The following is a 19,759-nucleotide window of genomic DNA, read 5'->3' as shown; positions in this document are numbered from 1 at the left end:
GTATGGCCCAGATGACCCATCACGTCTTGCGGGCACCTTGGACCCCCTGGCCCCACTACGAGCCGGACGAGATCGCGGCCGTGGAGCGCGTGCTGACGTCGGGGAAGGTCAACCAGTGGACCGGCCAGGAGGTGTTCTCGTTCGAGCGAGAGTACGCGGCGTTCCTCGGCCGCGACCACGCCGTCGCCGTCATGAACGGCTCCGTCGCGTTGGAACTCGCCCTCGTCGCGCTCGACGTGGGACCCGGCGACGAGGTCGTCACCTCGCCGCGGACGTTCATCGCCTCGGCCAGCGCCGCGGTCATGCGCGGCGCGACCCCCGTCTTCGCCGACGTCGACCCCGACAGCGGCAACATCACGGCCGAGACCATCGACCGCGTCCTGACGCCCCGCACGAAGGCCATCATCGTGGTCCACCTGGCGGGCTGGCCCGCCGACATGGACCCGATCCTCGAACTGGCCGCCGCCAACGACCTCACCGTGATCGAGGACTGCGCGCAGGCGCACGGCGCCGCGTACCACGGCAGGCCGGTGGGGAGCATCGGGCACGCCGCCGCCTTCTCCTTCTGCCAGGACAAGATCATGACCACGGGCGGCGAGGGGGGCCTGCTCGCCCTCGACGACGAGCGCTCGTGGCGGGTCGCCTGGTCGTTCAAGGACCACGGCAAGAGCTACGACGCCGTCTTCAACAGGCAGCACCCGAACGGCTACCGTTGGCTGCACGAGTCGTTCGGCACCAACTGGCGCATGACCGAGGTGCAGGCCGCCATCGGACGCATCCAGCTCGCCCGGCTCGAGGAGTCGGTGGCGGACAGGCGCCGCAACGCCGCCATCCTGCGCTCCCACCTCGAGCCGCTGCCCGGCCTGCGGGTGCCGCGGCCGCCCACGGGCAGCGAACACGCCTACTACAAGCTCTACGCCTACGTGAGACCAGAGACGCTCCGAGCCGGCTGGACGCGCGACCGCGTCCAGACCACCATCTACGAGGCGGGCGTGCCCGTGCTGGTGGGAAGCTGCAGCGAGGTCTACCGCGAGCTGGCGTTCGCGACCACCGGTCGCGCCCCGACCGCCACCCTCGATGTCGCTCACGAGCTCGGCGAGACGTCGCTGATGTTCCAGGTCCACCCGACGCTGCCCGAGGAGACGCTCCACACGGCCGGTGAGATCGTCGCCGAGGTGATGGCGGAGGCCACCAGGTAACCACGCCATGCGACTCTGCCTCGTCAACGACAGTTCCCACAACCCCAACTGGGGCTGCCGCGCCACCAGCACGGCCCTCAGGGAGGGTCTCGAGGGGGCGGGGCACGAGGTCGTGACGACCATCTACCTGGAGGAGCTGCAGGGCCTCACGCCCGCCGACCGCCGCAGCACGCGCCGGGTCACGGCCTTCCTGGCGCGCTACGGTCCCCGGCGGCCGTTCGTGCGGGCCCTGGCGGCGACGGCGTACGACAAGGTAAGGCCGCACCTGCCCGACGTCGTCCCGGCGGACCGGTCCGGCCTGGAGCGCGCCGAGGACCGGATGCTGGCCGGCGCCATCCTCGAATCGATGCTGGAGCGGCTACGGCCGGTCGACGGCGTGGTGGTGAACGGCGAGGGCGCCGTGTACGGCGCGCAACGCAAGGGGCGCGCGCTCATGCTCCTGGCGCACGTAGCCAAGGAGCGGCTCGGCAAGTGGGTGGGCCTCGTGAACCACACGGCGGACCTGGCCGACCCGGCCATGGCGGCCTTCGCCGAGCGCGTCTACCCCACCCTCGACCTGGTCACGTTCCGCGACGGCCTGTCGCTCGCGGCCTGCGCCGCCTTCCTACCTGGCGGCCGCCTGGTGCCCGACGCGGCCTTCACCCTGACGCCGTCGCCGCGCGACGAGTGGCTCCCCCAGGCGCGGCGGCCGGGCTACTTCGACGTGTGGCCCGACCGGGCGCGCTTCGACCCGGGGCGCCCGTACGTCGCCGTCGGCGGCAGCGCACTCCTGGTGCGCGCGGCGGGCTCCCCTGAGGCGCGCGCGGGGTTCGCGGCGTTGGCCGCCGCGTTGCTGGCGGCCGGCACCCAGGTGGTGCTCACCGCCTCGGACCTGCCCGACGAGCGCCTGTTCCGACCGTTGGCGGCCGAGCTCGGGCTGCCGCTCATCGGCCTGGCCACGCCCGTGCCGCAAGCACTCGACGTGTTGGCGGGAGCCGACGTCTACGTGGGCGGGCGCTGGCACCCGGCCATCTTCGCGCTCCTCGGCGGCACGCCGTTCGTGCCCCTCAGCTCCAACTCGCACAAGCTGCGGGCGCTGGCCGAGGAGTTCGGCATGCCCCAGCCTGCCGGAGACGCGCTCGACCTGGGTGGGTCGGTGGCGCGGGTCACCGCCCTGGTCGCCGAGCACCGGCTCGCAGGTGACGCCCTGCGGGCCCGGCTGCGCGCGGCCGCCGCCGAGCACCGGCTCGAGGCTGCCGCGCTCCCCGGCCTCGTCCCGCTGAGTCGCGGCGCGGCGCCGACCGCCGGGACCGACGAGCGCGCCGTGAGCGCGGCCGCGTGAGCCGCGTGACCGACACGGCCGCGCGGCGCGCCGAGCGCGCCTGGCTGGAGGCCACCTTCGACCGGCTGTGGCCGCTCCCGCGCAGCCTCACCGGCGACGGCGTCAGGCGCACCCACGACATCCTGGGCGAGACGATGCCGTTGACGAGGCTCGAGGTCGCGAGCGGCACGCGGGCCTTCGACTGGACGGTGCCCGACGAGTGGCGCGTCAGGGCGGCCTACGTCGTCGGGCCGGACGGCACCAGGGTCGTCGATCACGCCGACTCGAACCTGCACCTGCTCGGCTACTCGACGGCGTTCAGGGGCAGGTTGACGCGCGCGGAGCTCGACCGCCACCTCTACTCGCTGCCCGATCGCCCGGACGCCGTCCCCTACGCCACCTCCTACTACTCGCCGCGCTGGGGCTTCTGCCTCACGCAGCGGCGCCGCGACGCCCTGCCTGAAGGGGAGTACGAGGTGGTCGTCGACACGGAGACGTTCCGCGGGTCCATGACGCTGTCCGACTGCCTGCTGCCGGGCGCGTCAGGGCGGGAGGTGCTCCTGTCGACGTACACCTGCCACCCGTCGCTCGCCAACAACGAGCTCTCCGGACCGCTCGTGGCCGCGGCCCTGTACGCGCGGCTGGCCGCCTGGCCCACCCGCCGCCTCGGCTACCGCTTCGTGCTCGGCCCCGAGACGATAGGCGCGCTGGCCTACCTGAGCCTGCACGGCGAGCACCTCGTGGCGCACGTCGACGCGGGCCTCGTCCTCACCTGCCTCGGCGACCGCGCGCCCCTGACCTACAAGCGCTCGCGGCAGGGCGACGCCCTCGGCGACCGCGCGGCGCGGGTCGCGCTGCCCGCCTTCGGCGGGACCAGGTGGCGCGACTTCTCACCGCTCGGCTCCGACGAACGCCAGTACTCCTCCCCCGGCTTCGCGCTGCCGGTCGGGAGCCTGATGCGGAGCGCGTACGGCACCTACCCCGAGTACCACACGTCGGACGACGACAAGGCCTTCATCTCGTTCGAGCGGCTGCAGGAGTCGGTGGACGCCTGCGAGGCGTGGTGCCGGGCCGTCGACATCGGCGGCGCCAGCTACCGCAGCCTGGCGCCTTACGGCGAGCCGCAACTGGGGCGGCGCGGACTCTACCCGGACCTTACGGTCGGCGCGAGCAACGTGGGCGCCCAGGAGGCCATCTTCTGGGTGCTCAACTTCGCCGACGGCGAGCACGACCTGCTGGCGGTGCACGAGCGCAGCGGCATCGCCCTCGGGGAGCTGCACGCGGCGGCGGCGCGCTGTGTAGGCGCCGGGCTCATCGAGGCCGCCTGAGAGGGTCCGGCGTCCGCCGGGGTCCGGCGCCCGCCGGGGTCCGGCGTCCGCCGGGGTCCGGCGTCCGCCGGGCCGTCCTCGGTCTGGCTTCGTGCCCGTCAGAGGGTCGCGCGCACCGCCACGGTCTGGCCGTAGGCGTCCGCGGCGCCGAACCCGAACGCCTCCACCGCGCGCGGCGGGAAGGTCTGCTCGTCGAACACGTAGCTCCAGGCACGGAACGGCTCCTGCACGTCGAGGTTGTCGAAGGCGTAGCCGCCGCCCCACGTGCGCACCGCGAAGAACGGCTGCGGCCCGAAGATGGCGTGATTGGCGGCCACGTCGACGCGCGCCGATCCCGCCCCGGTCTCGACCCTCACGCTCAGCTCGAGCGGGCCGGGTGGCGCGAGTTCGAGCACCGAACGCGCCGCCGCCAGCGCTCCGGAGTTGCGCCACTCGACGGTGGGGAAGTCGGCCGCCACGCGGCGCACCAGCTCGTGCACGAACGTCACGTCCGGCCGCATGTCCCTGAAGTCGTGGTCCGTGAAGGCCAGCGCCGTGGTGCGCCCGGCGGCAGCGCGCGCGAAGGCGCGGCGCACCTCCGCCTCGTCCAGGAGCCGCAGGCGGGTGCCGACGTTGAGGCACCTGAAGATCACGCGCCGGCACGCGCCGCGCGCCTGGTAGTCGTCGTGCGCCGGGTGGTAGGGCGACCAGTCGTCGGGCGCCCTGCGCCAGTCGCCCCAGCGGCCGCCCGCCAGGTCGGCCTGCGCCTCCTCGATGCCGCCCGCGGGCATCGCCTGGTTGCCGTAGTCGAACGGCACGTACTGCTCGAGCAGCCAGTGACTGTCGGGCCGCTCGACGTGGAAGCCGGGCCTGAAGACGCTCGGGAAGTACTCCCGCTCGAGGATGCGACGCGCCAGCGTCTCGAAGACGTGCGGCGAGCGCAGGTAGGACGTCGCGTTGCGGTGCGCCTCGCGCGAAGGGGGCATGGGGTGGGCGTGCCAGTGGACCTCGTCCGGGCCGCCCGCCGCGGCCAGGCGGGCGCGGTAATGGTCGAAGACGTTGTGGTAGCCGATGTCGCGGCGCCGGGGGTTGACGTCGTAACCGACGTGGTCCACGCAGAACCAGTTGAAGGTCCACGGCCGGCCGGCGGGGTCGGCGTGACGCAGGCGGTAGGCGGGGCTCATGAGCTCGTCGAGCATGGCGTCGACCTTGCCCCAGTCGTCGTTGTAGGCGAGCAGCCGGGGGGCGACGGCCACGCGCACCGCCTCCTCGCTGCCGCCCAAGTCGATGGCGCCGGCCTGCAGGGCGGCGAGGTTCTGTCGGCTCGGCGCCAGGCTCACGCCCGTCATGGCCCGCACGCGCTCGAAGGTCGCCTCCAGCGACTCGTGAAGCGGTCCCTCCGTGTCGACGCAATGAACGACGTGCAGCAGGCGCGCCATCAGGCGCTATCGTCTCACCCGCGCCGCCCCCCGCCCGTCGTAGCCGTCACCGCCGACCCGGCCGGCGCCGCCCTCGACCCCAGCCCGACCCGAAGCCGGACGCCCACATGCCGCCGTAGGCCAGCAGCCAGGCGCCGAGCGCCAGCCAGGCGAACGCGTCCGCCACCCAACCCAGAAGCTCCACGCCGACGTGGAGTGCCAGTTGGCGGCTTGCCACGGAGTACATGCCGAGCGGGAACACGAGGCCCCAGTACTCGGCCGCGTACTCGAGCGGGTAGCGGGCCACCAGGTGCCGCCAGCTGCCGAACACCACGAGCAGTGGGATCCACCAGCTCCCGAACGCCCAGAAGAGCAGCGTGAAGCCGAGCAGGAAGGGCGTCAACCCCGCCCAGTACGGCTCGGCGGCGCGGTGAGCGAGGAGGGTCGCGCCCGTCAGGGTCGCGATGGCGAGCGCACCCATGTTGATCCAGTAGGGCGGGGCGAGGTGGGCGGCGTCGAGGGGCAGGAAGGTGAAGCGGTAGAAGATGAGCCCGATGACCAGTAGGTAGAGGATGCCTCCGGCCAGGAAGAGGCATAGCGCCACGAAGGCGGCGTCCGCGCCGCCCCAACCGGTCGACCCCAGTTGGCCGGCGAGGAGCGCGACCGACTGCGTGGCCACCACCGCCAGGAGCCAGGCCCCGCCGATGGCCTGGTCGAGGCGCGGCTTGCGCCGCCCCAGCGTCACCGCCGCGAAGAAGCCGTAGGTGACGAACAGCCAGAGCCCGGCCGTCAGCCACCAGAGGGCCACGGCGAGGGGACGGTCGCCGAGGAGCAGGAGCGCCTGGCCCCCTAGGACGGAGGTGGCGGCCACCCAGGTGAAGTAGCCGGGTCCGCGGCGGTGATCGACGAAGTCGGCCACGACCCTGCGGGGGAAGAGTGCGAGCCTGGCGAGGTAGAGGAGGCAGAGCGCGGCGTAGGTGACGAGGTTGAGCCAGGTGAGGAGGAGCGCGGCCCCGCCCAACCCGACCAGGTCGATGGCGTTGGCGACGATGCCGGTGGCCATGACGAGCGCGAACGACTCGGGCGGCAGGCGCGCCAGCCGCCGGCGCCAGGTTGCGCCGGCCTCGTCCGGGGCACCGTTGCGCCCGCTCACCACCTCCCGTTAGCCCCTGTGGTCATGCCGGAAGTCTAGCGCCGACGGCGCGCTAAGGTACTGGTGACGGCCGTCCCCGACGACCGCGGCGCCCGCGGGCGCGCCCTGGCGCGCCAGGGCGCCCCAGGGGGCGCCAGGAGGTAGTCATGGTCGAGAAGACCGCCATCCAGCAGGGGCTGCCCGTGTGGGCAGACGTCACCGCCGCCGACGTGCCGGCCGCGGCCGACTTCTACCAGCACGTGTTCGGCTGGGAGTACCGCGTGGCGCCCTCCGAGCTCGCCTACTACCACACGGCCCTCGACGCGGGGCGGGCCGCGGCCGGCCTCGGCGTCCTCCCCAGCCCCGACAGCCCGGCCGACTGGACCGTCTACTTCGCCGTCGACGACGTGCGCAAAGCCGTGGCAAAGGCGAACGAGCTGGGCGCGGTCATCGTGATGGAGCCAACGGAGATCCCGCAGCAGGCGATGATCGCGGCCGCGGTCGCGCCCGGCGGGGCGCGCTTCGGCATGTGGCAGGCGTTCCACAACCACGGCTTCGCCGCGCGCGCCGAGCACGGCGCCTTCGTCTGGTGCGACGTCAGCGTGACCGACGCTCCCGCCGCGGTGGCGTTCTACGGCGCGCTCTTCGGCTTCGAGGGCGCCGCCCGCGAGTCCGGGCCTGGGCAGCTCCTGAAGCTCGGCGGCAAGCCGGTCGCCGGCGTGAGCGCGCGCGCCTCGGACCCCGGCGAAGACGCCTGGACGGTCTACTTCCAGGTGCACGACGCGGACGCCGCCGTGGCGGCCGTGCAGGCCGGCGGCGGTGACGTCCTCTCCGGACCGACGGACTCCCCCTTCGGCCGCGTCGCGGTGTGCGCCGACGAGAACGGGGCGCGCTTCGCGGTCGTCAACCCATGAGAGCGCGGCGCTAGGCACCCGCACCGGGCTGGTCGGGGCGCGAGCCGGCGACCGGCGCGGCGGCGGGCGTGTGCGACAATGCCTGCCGTGACGCCACTCGAGCTCGTCGCCACGGCCATCCAGAACACCTTCCGCAGCAAGGTCCGCACGACGCTCACGGCGCTGGCTATCTTCGTCGGCGCGTTCACGCTCACACTCACGAACGGCCTCGGCACGGGCATCACGCGCTACATCGACGGTCAGATCCTCGGCCTGGGCGGGCAGGACCTGATGGCGGTCTCGAAGTCGTCGGGCGACGGCGGCGCCTTCGGCCAGACGGACGGCCCCAAGGAGTACGACCCCGAGCGCGCCGTCATCCAGGTCGGACCAGGCTTCAACCTCGAGGCGCTCGACGAGGCCGACCTCGCACTCATGAGGGGCCTGCCGGGGGTCGCCAGCGTGGAGCCCGTCCGGCTGGTGGCGCCCAGGTACGTTCAGCACGGCGACGGCAAGCGCTACGAGCTGTTCGTCTCCCCCGCCCCTAGCGGCCTCACCGTCGACCTGGCCGCCGGCGCGCAGATCTCGCCCGCCGGCGTGAGTGAACCGCGCGGGGGCGGGGCTCCTCTGCCGGAGCTGCTGCTCCCGCTGGCTTACGTGACGCCCCTGGGCTTCGCCTCCCCCGCCGAGGCGGTCGGCGCGACGCTCACCATCGGCGTCGCCGACCGCTTCGCGAAGCTCCACGTCGTCGAGGCCGTGGTGGCGGGAGTACAGCAACCAAGCCTGTTCGGGGACGCGGTCGCCGCCTCCACCCCGCTGGTGGACGCCCTGTACGCCGCGCAGACCACCGGCCTCCCCGCGGCCGTGACCGGCGTCTTCCGCGGCGCGACCATCCACATGACGCCGTCCCTCGGCCGCGACGGCGTCGCGGCGCTCAAGGCGGCCCTGCGCGAGCACGGCATGCTGGGGCGGACGTTGGCGGACCAGCTCGGCGCCGTCAACAGCGTGATCATGGGGTTGGTGGGCGTCCTCAACGCCTTCGCGGGCATCGCGCTCTTGGCGGCGGGCTTCGGCATCGTCAACACGCTCTTCATGGCGGTGCAGGAGCGCACCAGCGAGATCGGGTTGATGAAGGCCATGGGCATGGGCGCCGGTCGCATATTCGCGCTGTTCTCCACCGAGGCGGTGGTCATCGGTTTCCTGGGCAGCGCGGTGGGGGCGCTCGCGGCCATCGCCCTCGGGACGATAGTGAGCGACAGGCTCGCCCGCGGCCCCCTCGCCGACCTGTCCGGGCTGCGCGTGCTCGCGTTCGACCCGCTGCAGGTCCTCGGGGTGACGCTGGTGGTGATGACGATCGCCTTCCTCGCCGGGACGCTCCCGGCTCGCCGGGCGGCGCGGCAGAACCCGATAGACGCGCTCAGGTACGAGTGAGCCACCGCCGGCGGGGCGAGCGACCTAGACTCGCGACATGAGCAGAGACGAGGAGACCCGCACGGAGAAGCCGGCCGAGCTGCGCGCGCGCCTCGGCGCCCTCGCTTGGCACGTCACGCAGGAGGCAGGAACCGAGGCGCCCTTCAGCGGCGAGTTCTGGGATAACTTCGCCGCCGGCGCCTACCACTGCGTCGTGTGCGGCGCCCTCCTGTTCGAGGGCGGCGACAAGTTCCGCTCCGACTGCGGCTGGCCGAGCTTCTCCCAGGTGGCGAGCCAGGGGCGCGTCACGACCACGGAGGACCGCAGCCACGGCATGCTGCGCACGGAGGTCAACTGCGCGCGCTGCGGCGCCCACCTCGGTCACGTGTTCCCGGACGGTCCGGCGCCCACCGGACTGCGCTACTGCATCAACTCGGTTGCCCTGAGCTTCGACCCGCGCGACTGAGTCGGTCGCGAGACGGCCACGCCCGACCCGAGCCCTGCGGCGTTCGAGCGGGCGGCAGGTGGTAGACTCCCGTAACGTCTAGTGAAACGGACCGCGTGGGGAACGCTTTCGCGTGGCCCAAGGGAGGTCAGGAATGAAGCGGATCGTCGTTGCCGTTGTCGCCCTCATGACGCTGTCGATGGTGTTGGCGCAGACGGAGATCGAGTTCTGGTACGCCTTCAGCGACGCCAACCGTTCCGGTTGGATCCAGGATCGCATGAGCGAGTTCAACGCTCAACTCGCCGCGGACGGCCGGCCATACGTGATGGTGGGAGAACGCAAGGGGAGCTACCCCGAGACGCAGCAGGCGGCCGTCCTGGCCGCGCGCCAAGGCAACCCGCCGCACCTCGTGCAGCTGTACGAGGTCGGTAGCCAGATCGCCGTCGACTCTGGCATCTTCATCCCCGTCGGCGAGCTCGGCGACTTCGACACCGCCGACTACATCGCGCCCGTCCTCAACTACTACACCATCGGCGGGCAGGTCTACTCGATACCCTTCAACTCCTCCAGCCCCATCCTCTACGCCAACAAGTCGCTGATGGACGCCGCCGGCGTCGCCGCCGTGCCCACCACCTTCGGCGAGATCGAGGCCGCGTGCGACGCCGCCGCGGCGGCGGGCGTCCTGACGTCCGACGTCAAGTGCTTCGGCGTGAGCCTCAACGGCTGGTTCCTCGAGCAGTGGGTGGCCGAGCAGGGCGCCATGCTCACCAACAACGACAACGGCCGCTCGGCGCGCGCCACCGAGGTCCTGCTCACCTCCGACGCCGTCAAGAACGTCTTCAACTTCTTCAAGACGATGAACGACAAGGGCTACTACACCTACACCGGCAAGCTCGAGGACTGGGACGGCTCCGACGCCATCTTCACCAACGGCAAGGTCATGTTCCACATCACCTCGACGGCCGACCTCGTCAACATCACCAACGCCATCGGCGGCGGCTTCGACATGGTGACGGGCATGCTGCCCATCCCCGACGGCACCACGCGCAACGGCGTAGTGATAGGCGGCGCCAGCGTGTGGGTCGTGCGCGACCACCCGATGGAGGAACTCCTCGTCGCTCGCGACTTCGTCCTCTACATGACCAACCCGGAGAACATGGTGTCGTGGCACAAGGCCACGGGCTACTACCCCGTGCGCGTGAGCAGCGTCGACCTCCTCCGCGAGGAGGGCTGGTTCAAGGAGTTCCCGAACGCCAGCACCGCCTTCGATCAGCTGCTGGAGACCATCCCCAACACCGCCACCGCCGGCGCGTTGATGGGCACCTTCCAGGCCACCCGCACCATCGTCGAGCAGGCCATCCAGAAGGTGCTGGCCGGCGCCAGCGTCGACTCCGCGCTCGAGGAGGCCAAGAAGCTCGCCGACGCTGCGCTCGCCGAGTACAACGCCAACTTCTGACCCTCGGTCAGACCCCGAGTCCCTTCGGGGGCCGCCGCGTGACGCACGCGGCGGCCCCCTCGCTGATTCCGGAAGGTGCGCATGAGAGGTAGCCCCGTCTTCAGGAGCCGCTCCCTGCCGTGGCTGCTGCTCCTGCCGACCCTGATCATCCTGCTGGTCTTCCTGTACTTCCCCGTCATCCAGTCGTTCGTGCTCAGCCTCTACCGCAGCAACCTGTTCCTCGGCACGCAGAAGTACATCGGGCTCGAGAACTTCGGCAACATCTTCACGGGCGTCCTGGCGCCCGGGTTCCGCCAGGTGCTGCTCCAGACGCTGCTGTTCAGCGGCGTGGTCGTGATCGCCGGCCTCGCCGTCAGCCTCACGCTGGCGACGCTCGCGAACCAGCCGGTCAAGGGCGCGCGCGTCTACCGCCTACTCCTGATCTGGCCGTTCGCACTCTCCCCCGCCGTGGCGGGCACCATCTTCCTGTTCATGTTCAACCCCGAGGTCGGGGTCGTGAACCAGCTCCTCAACGCCACCTTCGGCATCAAGCCCCGCTGGCTCGACACGCCGCTGCTGGCCTTCGCCGTCGTGAGCATGGCGGCCATCTGGAAGAACCTCGGCTACAACATCGTGTTCTACCTGGCGGCGCTGCAGAACGTGCCGGCCGAGCTCGGCGAGGCGGCGCAGATAGACGGCGCCACGCCGCTGCAACGCTTCTTCGCCATCACCTTCCCGCTGCTCTCGCCCATGACGTTCTTCCTCTTCTTCACGAACCTCGTGTACGCCTTCTTCGACACCTTCGGCCTCATCGACATCCTCACCGCCGGTGGACCGGTCGGCTCACCGCCCTTCGACCAGGCGGGCGTCACCACCACGTTCATCTACAAGGTGTACCAGGACGGCTTCGGCGGCGCCGCCAACCTCGGTTTCGCGGCGGCCGAGAGCGTCGTGCTCCTGCTGCTCGTGGGCTTCATCACCATCCTGCAGTTCCGCTTCGGCGGGCGGCGCGTGTACTACGGAGGCGCGTGATGCTGCCCCGGCGCTGGCCCATCCACCTCCTCCTCGGCCTGGCGTGCCTACTCGTGATGGCCCCGGTGCTCTTCGCGCTCATCAAGTCGACGCAGTCGAACGCCGCCGTCCTGACCCCCAGCCTCGTACCCGGCAGCGAGCTCATCGCCAACGTGGAGGCCGTGTGGGTGAAGGCCCGCCTCGGCATGTTCATCCGCAACTCGCTCTTCATCGCGCTGGTCGTCACCCTCGGCAAGACGTTCACCGCGCTGTTGGCAGGCCTCGCCCTCGTCTACTTCGACTTCCGGTTCAAGGGGCTGGTCTTCATCCTCATCCTCCTGACCCTGATGATGCCGACCGAGGTCCTGATCGTCCCCCTCTTCGACCTCATCTCGCAGCGACCACCCGCGTCGTGGGCGGCGTTCTGGGCGTGGCTGCAGAACCCCGCCAAGGTGTTCCTCCAACCGCTCCCGCACGGCTTCGGCTGGTCCAACACCTTCCTCGCCCTCACCATCCCGTTCCTAGCGTCCGCCACCGGCATCTTCCTCTTCCGCCAGCACTTCCTCTCCATCCCGCGCGAACTGGCGGACGCCGCCAAGATGGACGGCGCCGGCCCCCTCCGCTTCCTCGCCCGCATACTCGTCCCCATGAGCGCCAACACCATCGGCGCGCTGGCGGTCATCCAGTTCGTCTACGTGTGGGACCAGTACCTGTGGCCGCGCGTCATCATCCGGCGCGAGGAGCTGCAGGTGGTCCAGGTGGGGTTGAACCTCATAATCGGGACCGGCGAGGGGGTGCAGTGGGGTTACGTGATGGCCGGCGCCCTCATCACCATCCTGCCGCCGCTGCTCGTCTTCATGCTGCTGCAGGAACAGTTCATGCGCGGGTTCGCGTTGTCGCAGAGCAAGTAGCGCGTCGGGGACGGCCACAGGTGCGCGCCTCAGTAACCAAGCTCGGGGTTGCGCATGCGTCCCTTCAACGGGGCACCTGTCATGAACGCACCTAGGTTAGCCGCGAACTCCTCGAACACCCGACGGCGGATCTCGGGCGTGCGGTACGAGGTGTGGGGACTCACGAGCACGCCTTCCGTCTCCCACAGTCGGCTGTCGGCAGGAAGCGGCTCAACGGCGAAGGCATCGAGGCAGGCCCCCGCCAACCGGCCCGAGGCAAGCGCGGCGATGAGCGCGTCCTCGACCACCAGGCTGCCGCGCGCCACGTTCACAAGGTAGGCGCCCTGGCGCATGAGTGAGAAACGCCGGGAGCCGAACATCCCTCGAGTCTCGCTGGTCCCGGGGGCCGTCAGCACCACGTAATGGGCGCTAGGCAACAGACCATCGAGCGAGTCGGCGCCATGGACGGCATCGAACCCCGGGACCATGTCTCCGCTGCGGTTCACGCCGACCACCCGCATGCCGAACGCACGACAAAGCCCCGCCACACGCGTTCCGATGCTGCCTGCGCCAACGACGAGGGCCTCCTTGCCGTGCAGTTCTTGATGTAGAGGGAGGATCCACTCGTGCTGCGCTTGAGCTTCGGCTAACCGGGCCAGGTTCTTGGCGTGACTCAACATCGCGGCAAGGACGAACTCGGCGATCGGGATGCTCATCACGTCTGCGGACCGCGTCACGACGATCCCCTGAGCCTCGATCTCAGGGACCATCACCCAATCGAAGCCGGCGGAACCGGTGTGAAGCCATCTGAGGCGCGGCGCGTGCCGAAGCAGCGCACTCAAGTCCGGCTTCCTAAGGCCCGCATACAACATGGCGTCCGCGGTCGGCGTCCGGTCGGGCCACGGCGCCGTTGGCGGCAACTGCGTGAACTCAACGGCCGGGAACAGGCGCCTGAGTTCCTCGACATAGTGCTCTTCGTATATGTGACTCACCAGCACGTGGAACTGTCTTGCTTCTTGGTCGTGACCCGACACCTTACTCCTCACTCCCCACCGGCGCGGCGGCGAGGGTCGAGCGTGTCACGGATGACGTCGCCAACGGCGTTGAACGCCAGCACGGTCAGCAGGATCATCAATCCGGGGTAGACGGCGAGTTGCGGCGCCGACCACATGTAGAACTGGCTGGCTGTGAGCATGTTGCCCCACGAGGGCGTCGGAGGAGTGATGCCCAGCCCGAGGAAACTAAGGCCCGCCTCGACGAGCATGACGTTCCCAACGCCGATGGAGGTGGCGACTATCAGCGACGGCATCGCCTGTGGCAACAGGTGGCGGAACATGATGCGTAGATGACCTGCGCCCAGGCCCCTCACTGCGGCCGCGTACTCCAACTCCTTGACCCGCATGATCTCGCCGCGGATCAACCTCGCCGGACCCATCCAGCGTGTGAACGAGAGCGCGAGGACCAGCACCGTGATGCTCGAGCCGAACAGGGCTACTACCGCTAAGAGCAGGAAGAAGACCGGGATCGACAAGACGCCGTCCGTGACCCGCATGATCACCCGGTCGATCGCGCCGCCGGCGTATCCCGACACCACCCCTAGCGTTCCTCCCACGATCATGGTGAGCAGGGCGGCTACCAGACCCACGAGGATCGATACGCGGCCCCCGTCGATGAGGCGGGCAAGAACGTCGCGCCCGTTCTCGTCCGTCCCCAGCAGGTGGCTTGCGCTGGGAGGGGCGAACGTGTTGGCGAGGTCGATGCGCGTTGGCGAGGGCAAGGGGAGTAGCGGCTCGAGCAGGATGATTCCACAGGTGAGGACGAGCCACGCCCCACCGAAGAGCGCCAACTTGTTGCGCCGCAGGCTGGCAAGGAACACCTGAAGAGCGGTGCGCCGGCTTGTCGCACTCGCAGGCATCAGTCGTACCTGATGCGAGGATCGACCACGCCGTATAGCACGTCGATGAGCAGGTTGCTCGCGATCACCCCGGCCGACACGAAGAGCGTCGTTCCCAAGATCACGGTGGCGTCGCGGCTCACGGCAGCGTTGACCGCCATCGAGCCGATGCCCGGCCAACTGAAGAGCGACTCGACGATGGCGGAGCCGCCCACGAGGCGAGGCAACGCGAGCCCGAGGATGGTCAGCACCGGGATGAGGGCGTTCTTGAACACGTGCTTGAGGTGCACCCGCGGTTCGGCGAGGCCCTTGCTACGGGCGGTGCGAACGTAATCCTGGTTCATGACTTCCAGCCAACTGGAGCGCGTATAGCGCATGATCTCGGCGGTGGTCGAGGTCGCCAGCACGATCGCGGGAAGCACGAGGTAGCTCGCACGGTCCAGGAGCGAGAACGGCTGTCCTATGGTCTGCATGCCGGACCCTGGCAGCCAACCCAGTTTGACGGAGAAGAGGATGATCAAGAGGATGCCCAGCCAGAAGTTGGGTGTCGCCAGGCCCACGATTCCCACGAAGCTCAGCGCTTGGTCGACCATCGAGTTGGGCCAACGCGCCGCGATTATCCCGGCCGGGATACCGATGAGTACCGTGATGCTGAGCGCGACAAGGCCGAGGAGCAGGGTGGCGGGCAACCGCTCCGTCACCATCGCTAGAACGGGGCGACCGTAGACCAGGCTAGTGCCCAAGTCCCCTTGGCTCATGCGAGACACCCACCGCAGGTACTGTTCGAAGGGTGGGCGGTCGAGTCCGAAGCGCTTCTCGACGCTTGCCACGACGGCCGGGTCCATCGTCGGGTCGGCCAGGATGCTGAGCTGGCCGGGCGCCATCTTCACCAGGAAGAAGGTGGCCGTCATGACCAAGAACAGCACCAATGCACTGGCCACGAGTTGTTTCGCCAGATATTCGGCCATCTTCTTCGCGCGTCCTGTCAGGGTGGGGGTGGTGGATCGCGGAAGCGTTCCACCACCCTAAGAGGGCTACGACCTCAGCGGCGGAACAGCAGGTGCGAGTACGGCATGCTGTCCTTGATGTTGTTGGGCGGGATGTTGCCGATGTTGGCGTTCGAAGCGGTCATGCGTTCGCGGAAGAGCAGGACCATGTTGGGCGGATCCCGGTAAAGCAGCTCGCCGATCCTCTCGAGTAGGGCCGCCTGAACGTCCTGGTCGATCGTCGCGAGGACCTGGGAGAAAAGCTCGTCTACTTCGGCGTTGGAGTACGACTGCGAGTTGTACGGTCCATCGGTGGTGTAGAGGCGCTGCGCCCAATCGATGTTCGGCATCGGGAAGGCCGCCAGGCGCGTGTCGAACGTGCGCTTCTGAGTCTCCTCCAGCCAGCGGCCGCCGCGCTCCGCCAGCACGTACTCGACCTTCATTCCGAGATCTTGGTAGTACTGCTGCAGGATCAGGCCCATCTGCTCACGCTGCACGTCACCACGGTCGACGAGGATGTAGAAGGAGAACTCTTCGCCGTCCTTCTCCAGAATCCCTTGAGCGTTCTTGGTCCAGCCGGCCTCCGCCATGAGTTCTAGAGCCTTGGCGGGGTCGTACTCGCGGAACTGCACGTCGGGACGCGGCACCCAATCGATGCTGTGGGGTATGTACACGTCATCGACGTAACCGAGGCCGGGCGAGACGGTCGCGATCATGCTGCGTCGGTCGACGGCGTACATCATCGCCTCGCGAACCCGGGTGTCTTGGAACAACGGGTTGCGAAGGTTCCAGGCGAACAGTTGGTATCCGAGGCTGTCGAAGGTTGTGACTTGGACGTGCGGGACCTTGCTCACGGCCGGAAGCTGTGGCGGCTCGATGTCGACCCAGTCGAGCTGGCCGGTCAGCAACTGAGTCACGCGGGTGTTGCCGTCGGGCACGACGCGGAAGACGAGGCCATCGAGGTAGGGAGCTCCAAGGAAGAAGTCTTCGTTGCGGGTGAGCTCGAAGTAGGAGCCCGGGACCGCGCGCACCATCTTGAACGGCCCACTCCCGATCGGCGTCTTACTGTTGAACTCGACGGCGTCGGCCAGGAGGTCATAGCCACCCAGTACGTGCTCCGGGATGATCTCGTTACCCCCGAGCGCGAGGCGCGCGGCGAAGAAGGCGTCGGGCGCTTCGAGTGTCACCTTGACAGTGAGCGGGTCGACGACGTCGACAGAGACCACCTTGGCGAAGTCCGCAGCGTTGTTCGCTCCCTCGTCGGGGTCGCGTGCACGGTCGAACGTGAACTTCACGTCGGCGGCGGTGAGTGGCACGCCATCGTGCCACCGCACGCCGTCACGCAGGTGGAAGGTCCAGGTGGTGAGGTCGGCGTCGGCTTCCCACGACTCGGCCAGGTAGGGCTCGAGCGTGTTGGTCCACGGGTTGACCGCCGTGAGGGGAGAGAACATCGTCCAGTTGATGATGGCGGCGGCGAGCTCGGAAGGAAGGATGGGGTTGAACGTCGCTGGCTGGGTCGCCAGCGGGATCTGGACCACTCCGCCGCGCTTGGTGGGTGTCTCCTGCGCGAAGGCGGTCACACCCAGGGTGGCTACCAGCATGACCGAGATGAACCGGGCGAGGGCGATGCGCATGCCGTGTCCTTTCGTCGTTCGGGTCCCGTGGGTGCGGGGCGTGGGCACGGGTTAGGCCACGTGCGCGGCAACCTGTCCAACTGCCCGAACGCATGTCGGTGTACCAGTACGCCCCGCATCATGCGCGGCGAGGAGCTCGCTTGTCAATGCGGTGTGGCAGGGGGCCGAAGCGGGCAGGACGAGACCAGGGTTCCGTCCGCGCCAGACGGCAATTTACACGAGCGCGGTGAACCAAGAGATGCTGCTGCCGTCCACCAACTCCTGGCCTTGACTCGAGCGAAGCGAAGCGATATGGTCTGCGTACCAGTACATTGATACACAGCTCAACGACAGGAAGTGGAAGACGAAGCCTAGACCCGCGACGCAGCGGTGGGTGCCGCCAGGCAGACGGGCCAGTTCAAGTCGGAGGTTCACAGCGGGGATCCGCTGGTGAGCCAGACATCTACGAAGACCCGCGTAGCTGCGGCCGCGAAGGAGCGAAATGGCAATCGTGAGAGTCGAACTAGGGCGCCGCTCGCAAGAGCAGCGCGATGCAATCATCAAGGGGATCACCGAGGTGATGGTCGCCAACGGAGCGCTCTCCGAGGGCACCCAGGTCATCCTCTACGAACTGCCGATGGACGTCTGGGGGAAAGGCGGCAAGACCTTCACCCAACGCGCCGCCGAGCAGGGCGTTACCCTTCCCCACTGACGTAACCGGCCATGTCGCCTACCGTGGGGGCGCCGAACCTTACGACGCCCCCACCACCTGGACGGGGCGGTCCGGTGCCCCTAGCCCTGCTCCTGACCGACGACGAGCACATCCCCCTCTACCTGCAGGTTGTGCATCAGATCCGCTACCTCATCATCAGCCGCGAACTCGTCGCCGGGGCGCAGCTCCCCCCCGTGCGAGAGCTCGCGGGGCAGAACGGGATCAACTCCGGCACCGTCGCCCTCGCCTACCGCACGCTGCAGCAAGAAGGCCTGGTCAAGAGCCGCCGGGGCCGCGGCACCTTCGTGTCCTCCGCGGTGACGGAGACCAGCCGACTCGAGTTGCGGCAGTCACTACTCACAGAGGCGCTAGCGGACCTCGTGGGGCGCGCATACGCTCTTGGCTTCGACGCGGCCGGAGTCAGACAGCACCTCGGCACCCAACTCCAACGCCAGTTGCGGCGAGTGCCCCTCGTCATGGTCATGCCCAGCGTCCCGGCAGCTGATAAGTACTCGCGCCTCGTCGCCCAAGTCCTTCCCGCCAGCGTCGTGCCGACCTTCCACTCGGCCTCGATAAAGCACCTCGAGAGCGGCGAAGCGGCCACGGTCGCGGCCTACGCCGAGGCCTACTTCACCCTCACCTTCAGCACGCTCGTCCCTCGCGTCGACGCTGCACTCAGGACCCATTCCTTGCGAAGCGAAGTGGTCGGGATAACGGCGCAACTGACAGCCGCAACCAAGGCGAGTCTCGGCCGGCTCACGCCTAGTTCGGCCCACGTGCTCGTCACGGAGTCGCGCAACGTCGGCAGCGCCCTCACGCTCCTTGCCCAGTACAGCAACCTTGACGTCCGCGGGCTGGCGGTCCTGACGGAATCCTCCCCGGCCGAGGCCTGGGACCAGCACTCCGCGGCTACCCACCTGTACACCTTCGGCATGATGCCCCACCTCGAACGCCGCGGGGTGAAGGAGTCGCACCGCTTCCAGCTCGAGTTCACGCTCACCGAAGAGTCCGCGGGCCGGCTCCGCGCCATGTTGACGGCACCTAACGGCCCGACCACGTTCCAAGCCTCGGTCTTCCCCTCCGGGACCGCCACTGGCGTCCGAGTCCTACCCCAAGGAGATCCACCAGAATGAGCGCCGAACCGCTTCGCTACATGCTCGCCGCCAAGGTCTACTCGTATCAGGACCGCCATGACCAGGCCGTCCGCGTGCTCTCGGACGGCATCGCCAACCACCCTCGGTCCGGGATGCTGTACCGCCACCGTGGCCACTTCAACGTGTCGCTGCGGCAGTTCGCAGCCGCTGTCGACGATTTCGCGAAGGCCGTCGCGTTGCTGGAGGGTCAAGCAGACGAGATCGAGTACTACCAGGCCGAGCTCATGCCCGAGGTCGAGCGCCTGATCCTCGGGCACGAACCGCGGCTATTGGTCACACCGACACCCATCACGGCGACCAACCTCGAGCGTCTCCGCGACGTGTACAAGGGAACCCTCCTATCGAGCACCTGGTATCACTACGGCCTGGCTCACTACCTGCGTGGCGAGTTCGACGAGGCGGTGGCCAAGTACGCGCAGGCGCTGGAGCTCTGCGTTGACGACGACATGACCGTCGCCACCACCGACTGGCTGTACATGAGCCTGCGGCGGGCCGGCCGCGCGGACGAGGCCGCCCGCCTGTTGGAGGCGACGAGCCTCGACTTGCACGTCAATGAGCCGTCCTACTACCGTCGCGTCGAACTCTACAAGGGTCGAGCCGAACCCGAGAGCGTACTCTCCCCCACCGATGGGGACAAGAAGACGCTCGCGACGCAGGGTTACGGCGTCGGGAACTGGTACTACTACAACGGGCGGGTCCAGGAGGCCAAGGCGGTGTTCGAACGTGTCGTCGCCGTTGGCCACCACGCCGCCTTCGGCACCATCGCGTCGGAAGTCGACCTGGCGCGCTTGGGCGCCTGAGTTCCTGGGACGCCGATTGACGATCGTGGGCGTCTTGGGCGCCCTATTGGGCGCCCTATTGGGCGCCCTCTTGGGGTAGCCGGCCCTTCGGCCGGTTCGGCGCCCGGCTCAGCCGACCGCCACGGCCCGCCCGAAGCTCGTCAGCCAGTCGGTCACGCGCCTG

The 19,759-nt window shown here is 69.1% G+C and carries 17 protein-coding genes and 1 pseudogene; 12 read left to right on the top strand and 6 right to left on the bottom strand.

What is annotated here, in order from left to right; translation table 11 throughout:
- The first annotated feature begins 11 nt into the window (after positions 1-11).
- The 3 genes and pseudogenes from H3C53_00955 to H3C53_00945 all read left to right on the top strand — a co-directional run bounded on the left by H3C53_00955 (position 12) and on the right by H3C53_00945 (position 3,827).
- The gene (locus H3C53_00955; protein MBW7915245.1) at positions 12-1,199 is read left to right on the top strand and encodes a DegT/DnrJ/EryC1/StrS family aminotransferase; all 1,188 of its coding nucleotides are present in this window, start codon (positions 12-14) and stop codon (positions 1,197-1,199) included.
- Between the two features lie 7 nt (positions 1,200-1,206).
- On the top strand, positions 1,207-2,520 hold the full coding sequence (locus H3C53_00950; GenBank protein ID MBW7915244.1) for a polysaccharide pyruvyl transferase family protein: 1,314 nt from the start codon (positions 1,207-1,209) through the stop codon (positions 2,518-2,520).
- A 59-nt stretch (positions 2,521-2,579) separates the two neighbouring features.
- Positions 2,580-3,827 (top strand): annotated as a pseudogene (locus tag H3C53_00945) (DUF4910 domain-containing protein).
- 98 nt (positions 3,828-3,925) lie between these two features.
- Here the strand turns inward: H3C53_00945 and H3C53_00940 are convergent.
- Together H3C53_00940 and H3C53_00935 are read right to left on the bottom strand one after the other, a co-directional pair.
- The gene (locus H3C53_00940; GenBank protein ID MBW7915243.1) at positions 3,926-5,245 is read right to left on the bottom strand and encodes a hypothetical protein; all 1,320 of its coding nucleotides are present in this window, start codon (positions 5,243-5,245) and stop codon (positions 3,926-3,928) included.
- A gap of 46 nt (positions 5,246-5,291) precedes the next feature.
- Positions 5,292-6,287, bottom strand: a complete 996-nt coding sequence (locus H3C53_00935) for a tellurite resistance/C4-dicarboxylate transporter family protein (GenBank protein ID MBW7915242.1) — start codon at positions 6,285-6,287, stop codon at positions 5,292-5,294.
- A 236-nt stretch (positions 6,288-6,523) separates the two neighbouring features.
- Here H3C53_00935 and H3C53_00930 point away from each other — a divergent pair, with 236 nt between their 5' ends.
- From H3C53_00930 to H3C53_00905, 6 genes are all read left to right on the top strand, one after another.
- Positions 6,524-7,270, top strand: coding sequence for a VOC family protein (locus H3C53_00930; protein MBW7915241.1), 747 nt, complete (start codon positions 6,524-6,526; stop codon positions 7,268-7,270).
- Positions 7,271-7,357: 87 nt separating this feature from the next.
- Positions 7,358-8,677, top strand: coding sequence for an ABC transporter permease (locus H3C53_00925; protein ID MBW7915240.1), 1,320 nt, complete (start codon positions 7,358-7,360; stop codon positions 8,675-8,677).
- A gap of 37 nt (positions 8,678-8,714) precedes the next feature.
- Entirely contained in the window at positions 8,715-9,122 is a 408-nt protein-coding gene (gene msrB, locus H3C53_00920; GenBank protein MBW7915239.1) for a peptide-methionine (R)-S-oxide reductase MsrB, read from the top strand.
- A gap of 133 nt (positions 9,123-9,255) precedes the next feature.
- Positions 9,256-10,557 carry an extracellular solute-binding protein gene (locus H3C53_00915; protein ID MBW7915238.1) on the top strand — a complete coding sequence of 434 codons (1,302 nt, stop codon included), beginning with the start codon at positions 9,256-9,258 and terminating at the stop codon, positions 10,555-10,557.
- 81 nt (positions 10,558-10,638) lie between these two features.
- Positions 10,639-11,568 carry a sugar ABC transporter permease gene (locus H3C53_00910; GenBank protein MBW7915237.1) on the top strand — a complete coding sequence of 310 codons (930 nt, stop codon included), beginning with the start codon at positions 10,639-10,641 and terminating at the stop codon, positions 11,566-11,568.
- Complete coding sequence (locus H3C53_00905) at positions 11,568-12,458, top strand: carbohydrate ABC transporter permease (GenBank protein MBW7915236.1); 891 nt, start codon at positions 11,568-11,570, stop codon at positions 12,456-12,458. The genes H3C53_00910 and H3C53_00905 overlap by 1 nt, the downstream gene beginning before the upstream one ends.
- A gap of 29 nt (positions 12,459-12,487) precedes the next feature.
- Here the strand turns inward: H3C53_00905 and H3C53_00900 are convergent, their stop codons facing one another.
- The 4 genes from H3C53_00900 to H3C53_00885 all read right to left on the bottom strand — a co-directional run bounded on the left by H3C53_00900 (position 12,488) and on the right by H3C53_00885 (position 16,951).
- Positions 12,488-13,471, bottom strand: a complete 984-nt coding sequence (locus H3C53_00900) for a D-2-hydroxyacid dehydrogenase (protein MBW7915235.1) — start codon at positions 13,469-13,471, stop codon at positions 12,488-12,490.
- A gap of 8 nt (positions 13,472-13,479) precedes the next feature.
- Positions 13,480-14,313 carry an ABC transporter permease gene (locus tag H3C53_00895; GenBank protein MBW7915234.1) on the bottom strand — a complete coding sequence of 278 codons (834 nt, stop codon included), beginning with the start codon at positions 14,311-14,313 and terminating at the stop codon, positions 13,480-13,482.
- 38 nt (positions 14,314-14,351) lie between these two features.
- Positions 14,352-15,299: an ABC transporter permease gene (locus H3C53_00890; protein MBW7915233.1), complete on the bottom strand. Its 948-nt coding sequence runs from the start codon at positions 15,297-15,299 to the stop codon at positions 14,352-14,354.
- Positions 15,300-15,373: 74 nt separating this feature from the next.
- A complete protein-coding gene (locus H3C53_00885) occupies positions 15,374-16,951 on the bottom strand; it encodes a hypothetical protein (GenBank protein MBW7915232.1) in 1,578 nt (525 codons plus the stop codon).
- A gap of 481 nt (positions 16,952-17,432) precedes the next feature.
- Between H3C53_00885 and H3C53_00880 the strand changes: the two genes are divergently transcribed.
- From H3C53_00880 to H3C53_00870, 3 genes are all read left to right on the top strand, one after another.
- Positions 17,433-17,642, top strand: a complete 210-nt coding sequence (locus H3C53_00880) for a tautomerase family protein (protein ID MBW7915231.1) — start codon at positions 17,433-17,435, stop codon at positions 17,640-17,642.
- A 74-nt stretch (positions 17,643-17,716) separates the two neighbouring features.
- Positions 17,717-18,775, top strand: a complete 1,059-nt coding sequence (locus H3C53_00875) for a GntR family transcriptional regulator (protein ID MBW7915230.1) — start codon at positions 17,717-17,719, stop codon at positions 18,773-18,775.
- On the top strand, positions 18,772-19,596 hold the full coding sequence (locus tag H3C53_00870; GenBank protein MBW7915229.1) for a tetratricopeptide repeat protein: 825 nt from the start codon (positions 18,772-18,774) through the stop codon (positions 19,594-19,596). Before H3C53_00875 ends, H3C53_00870 begins: the two co-directional genes overlap by 4 nt.
- The last annotated feature ends 163 nt before the right edge of the window (positions 19,597-19,759 follow it).

The organism is Trueperaceae bacterium (assembly GCA_019454765.1).
Lineage (GTDB): Bacteria > Deinococcota > Deinococci > Deinococcales > Trueperaceae > JAAYYF01.
The sequence above is the reverse complement of the archived record's forward strand: the minus strand, read 5'-3'. Positions and strand labels throughout refer to the sequence as shown.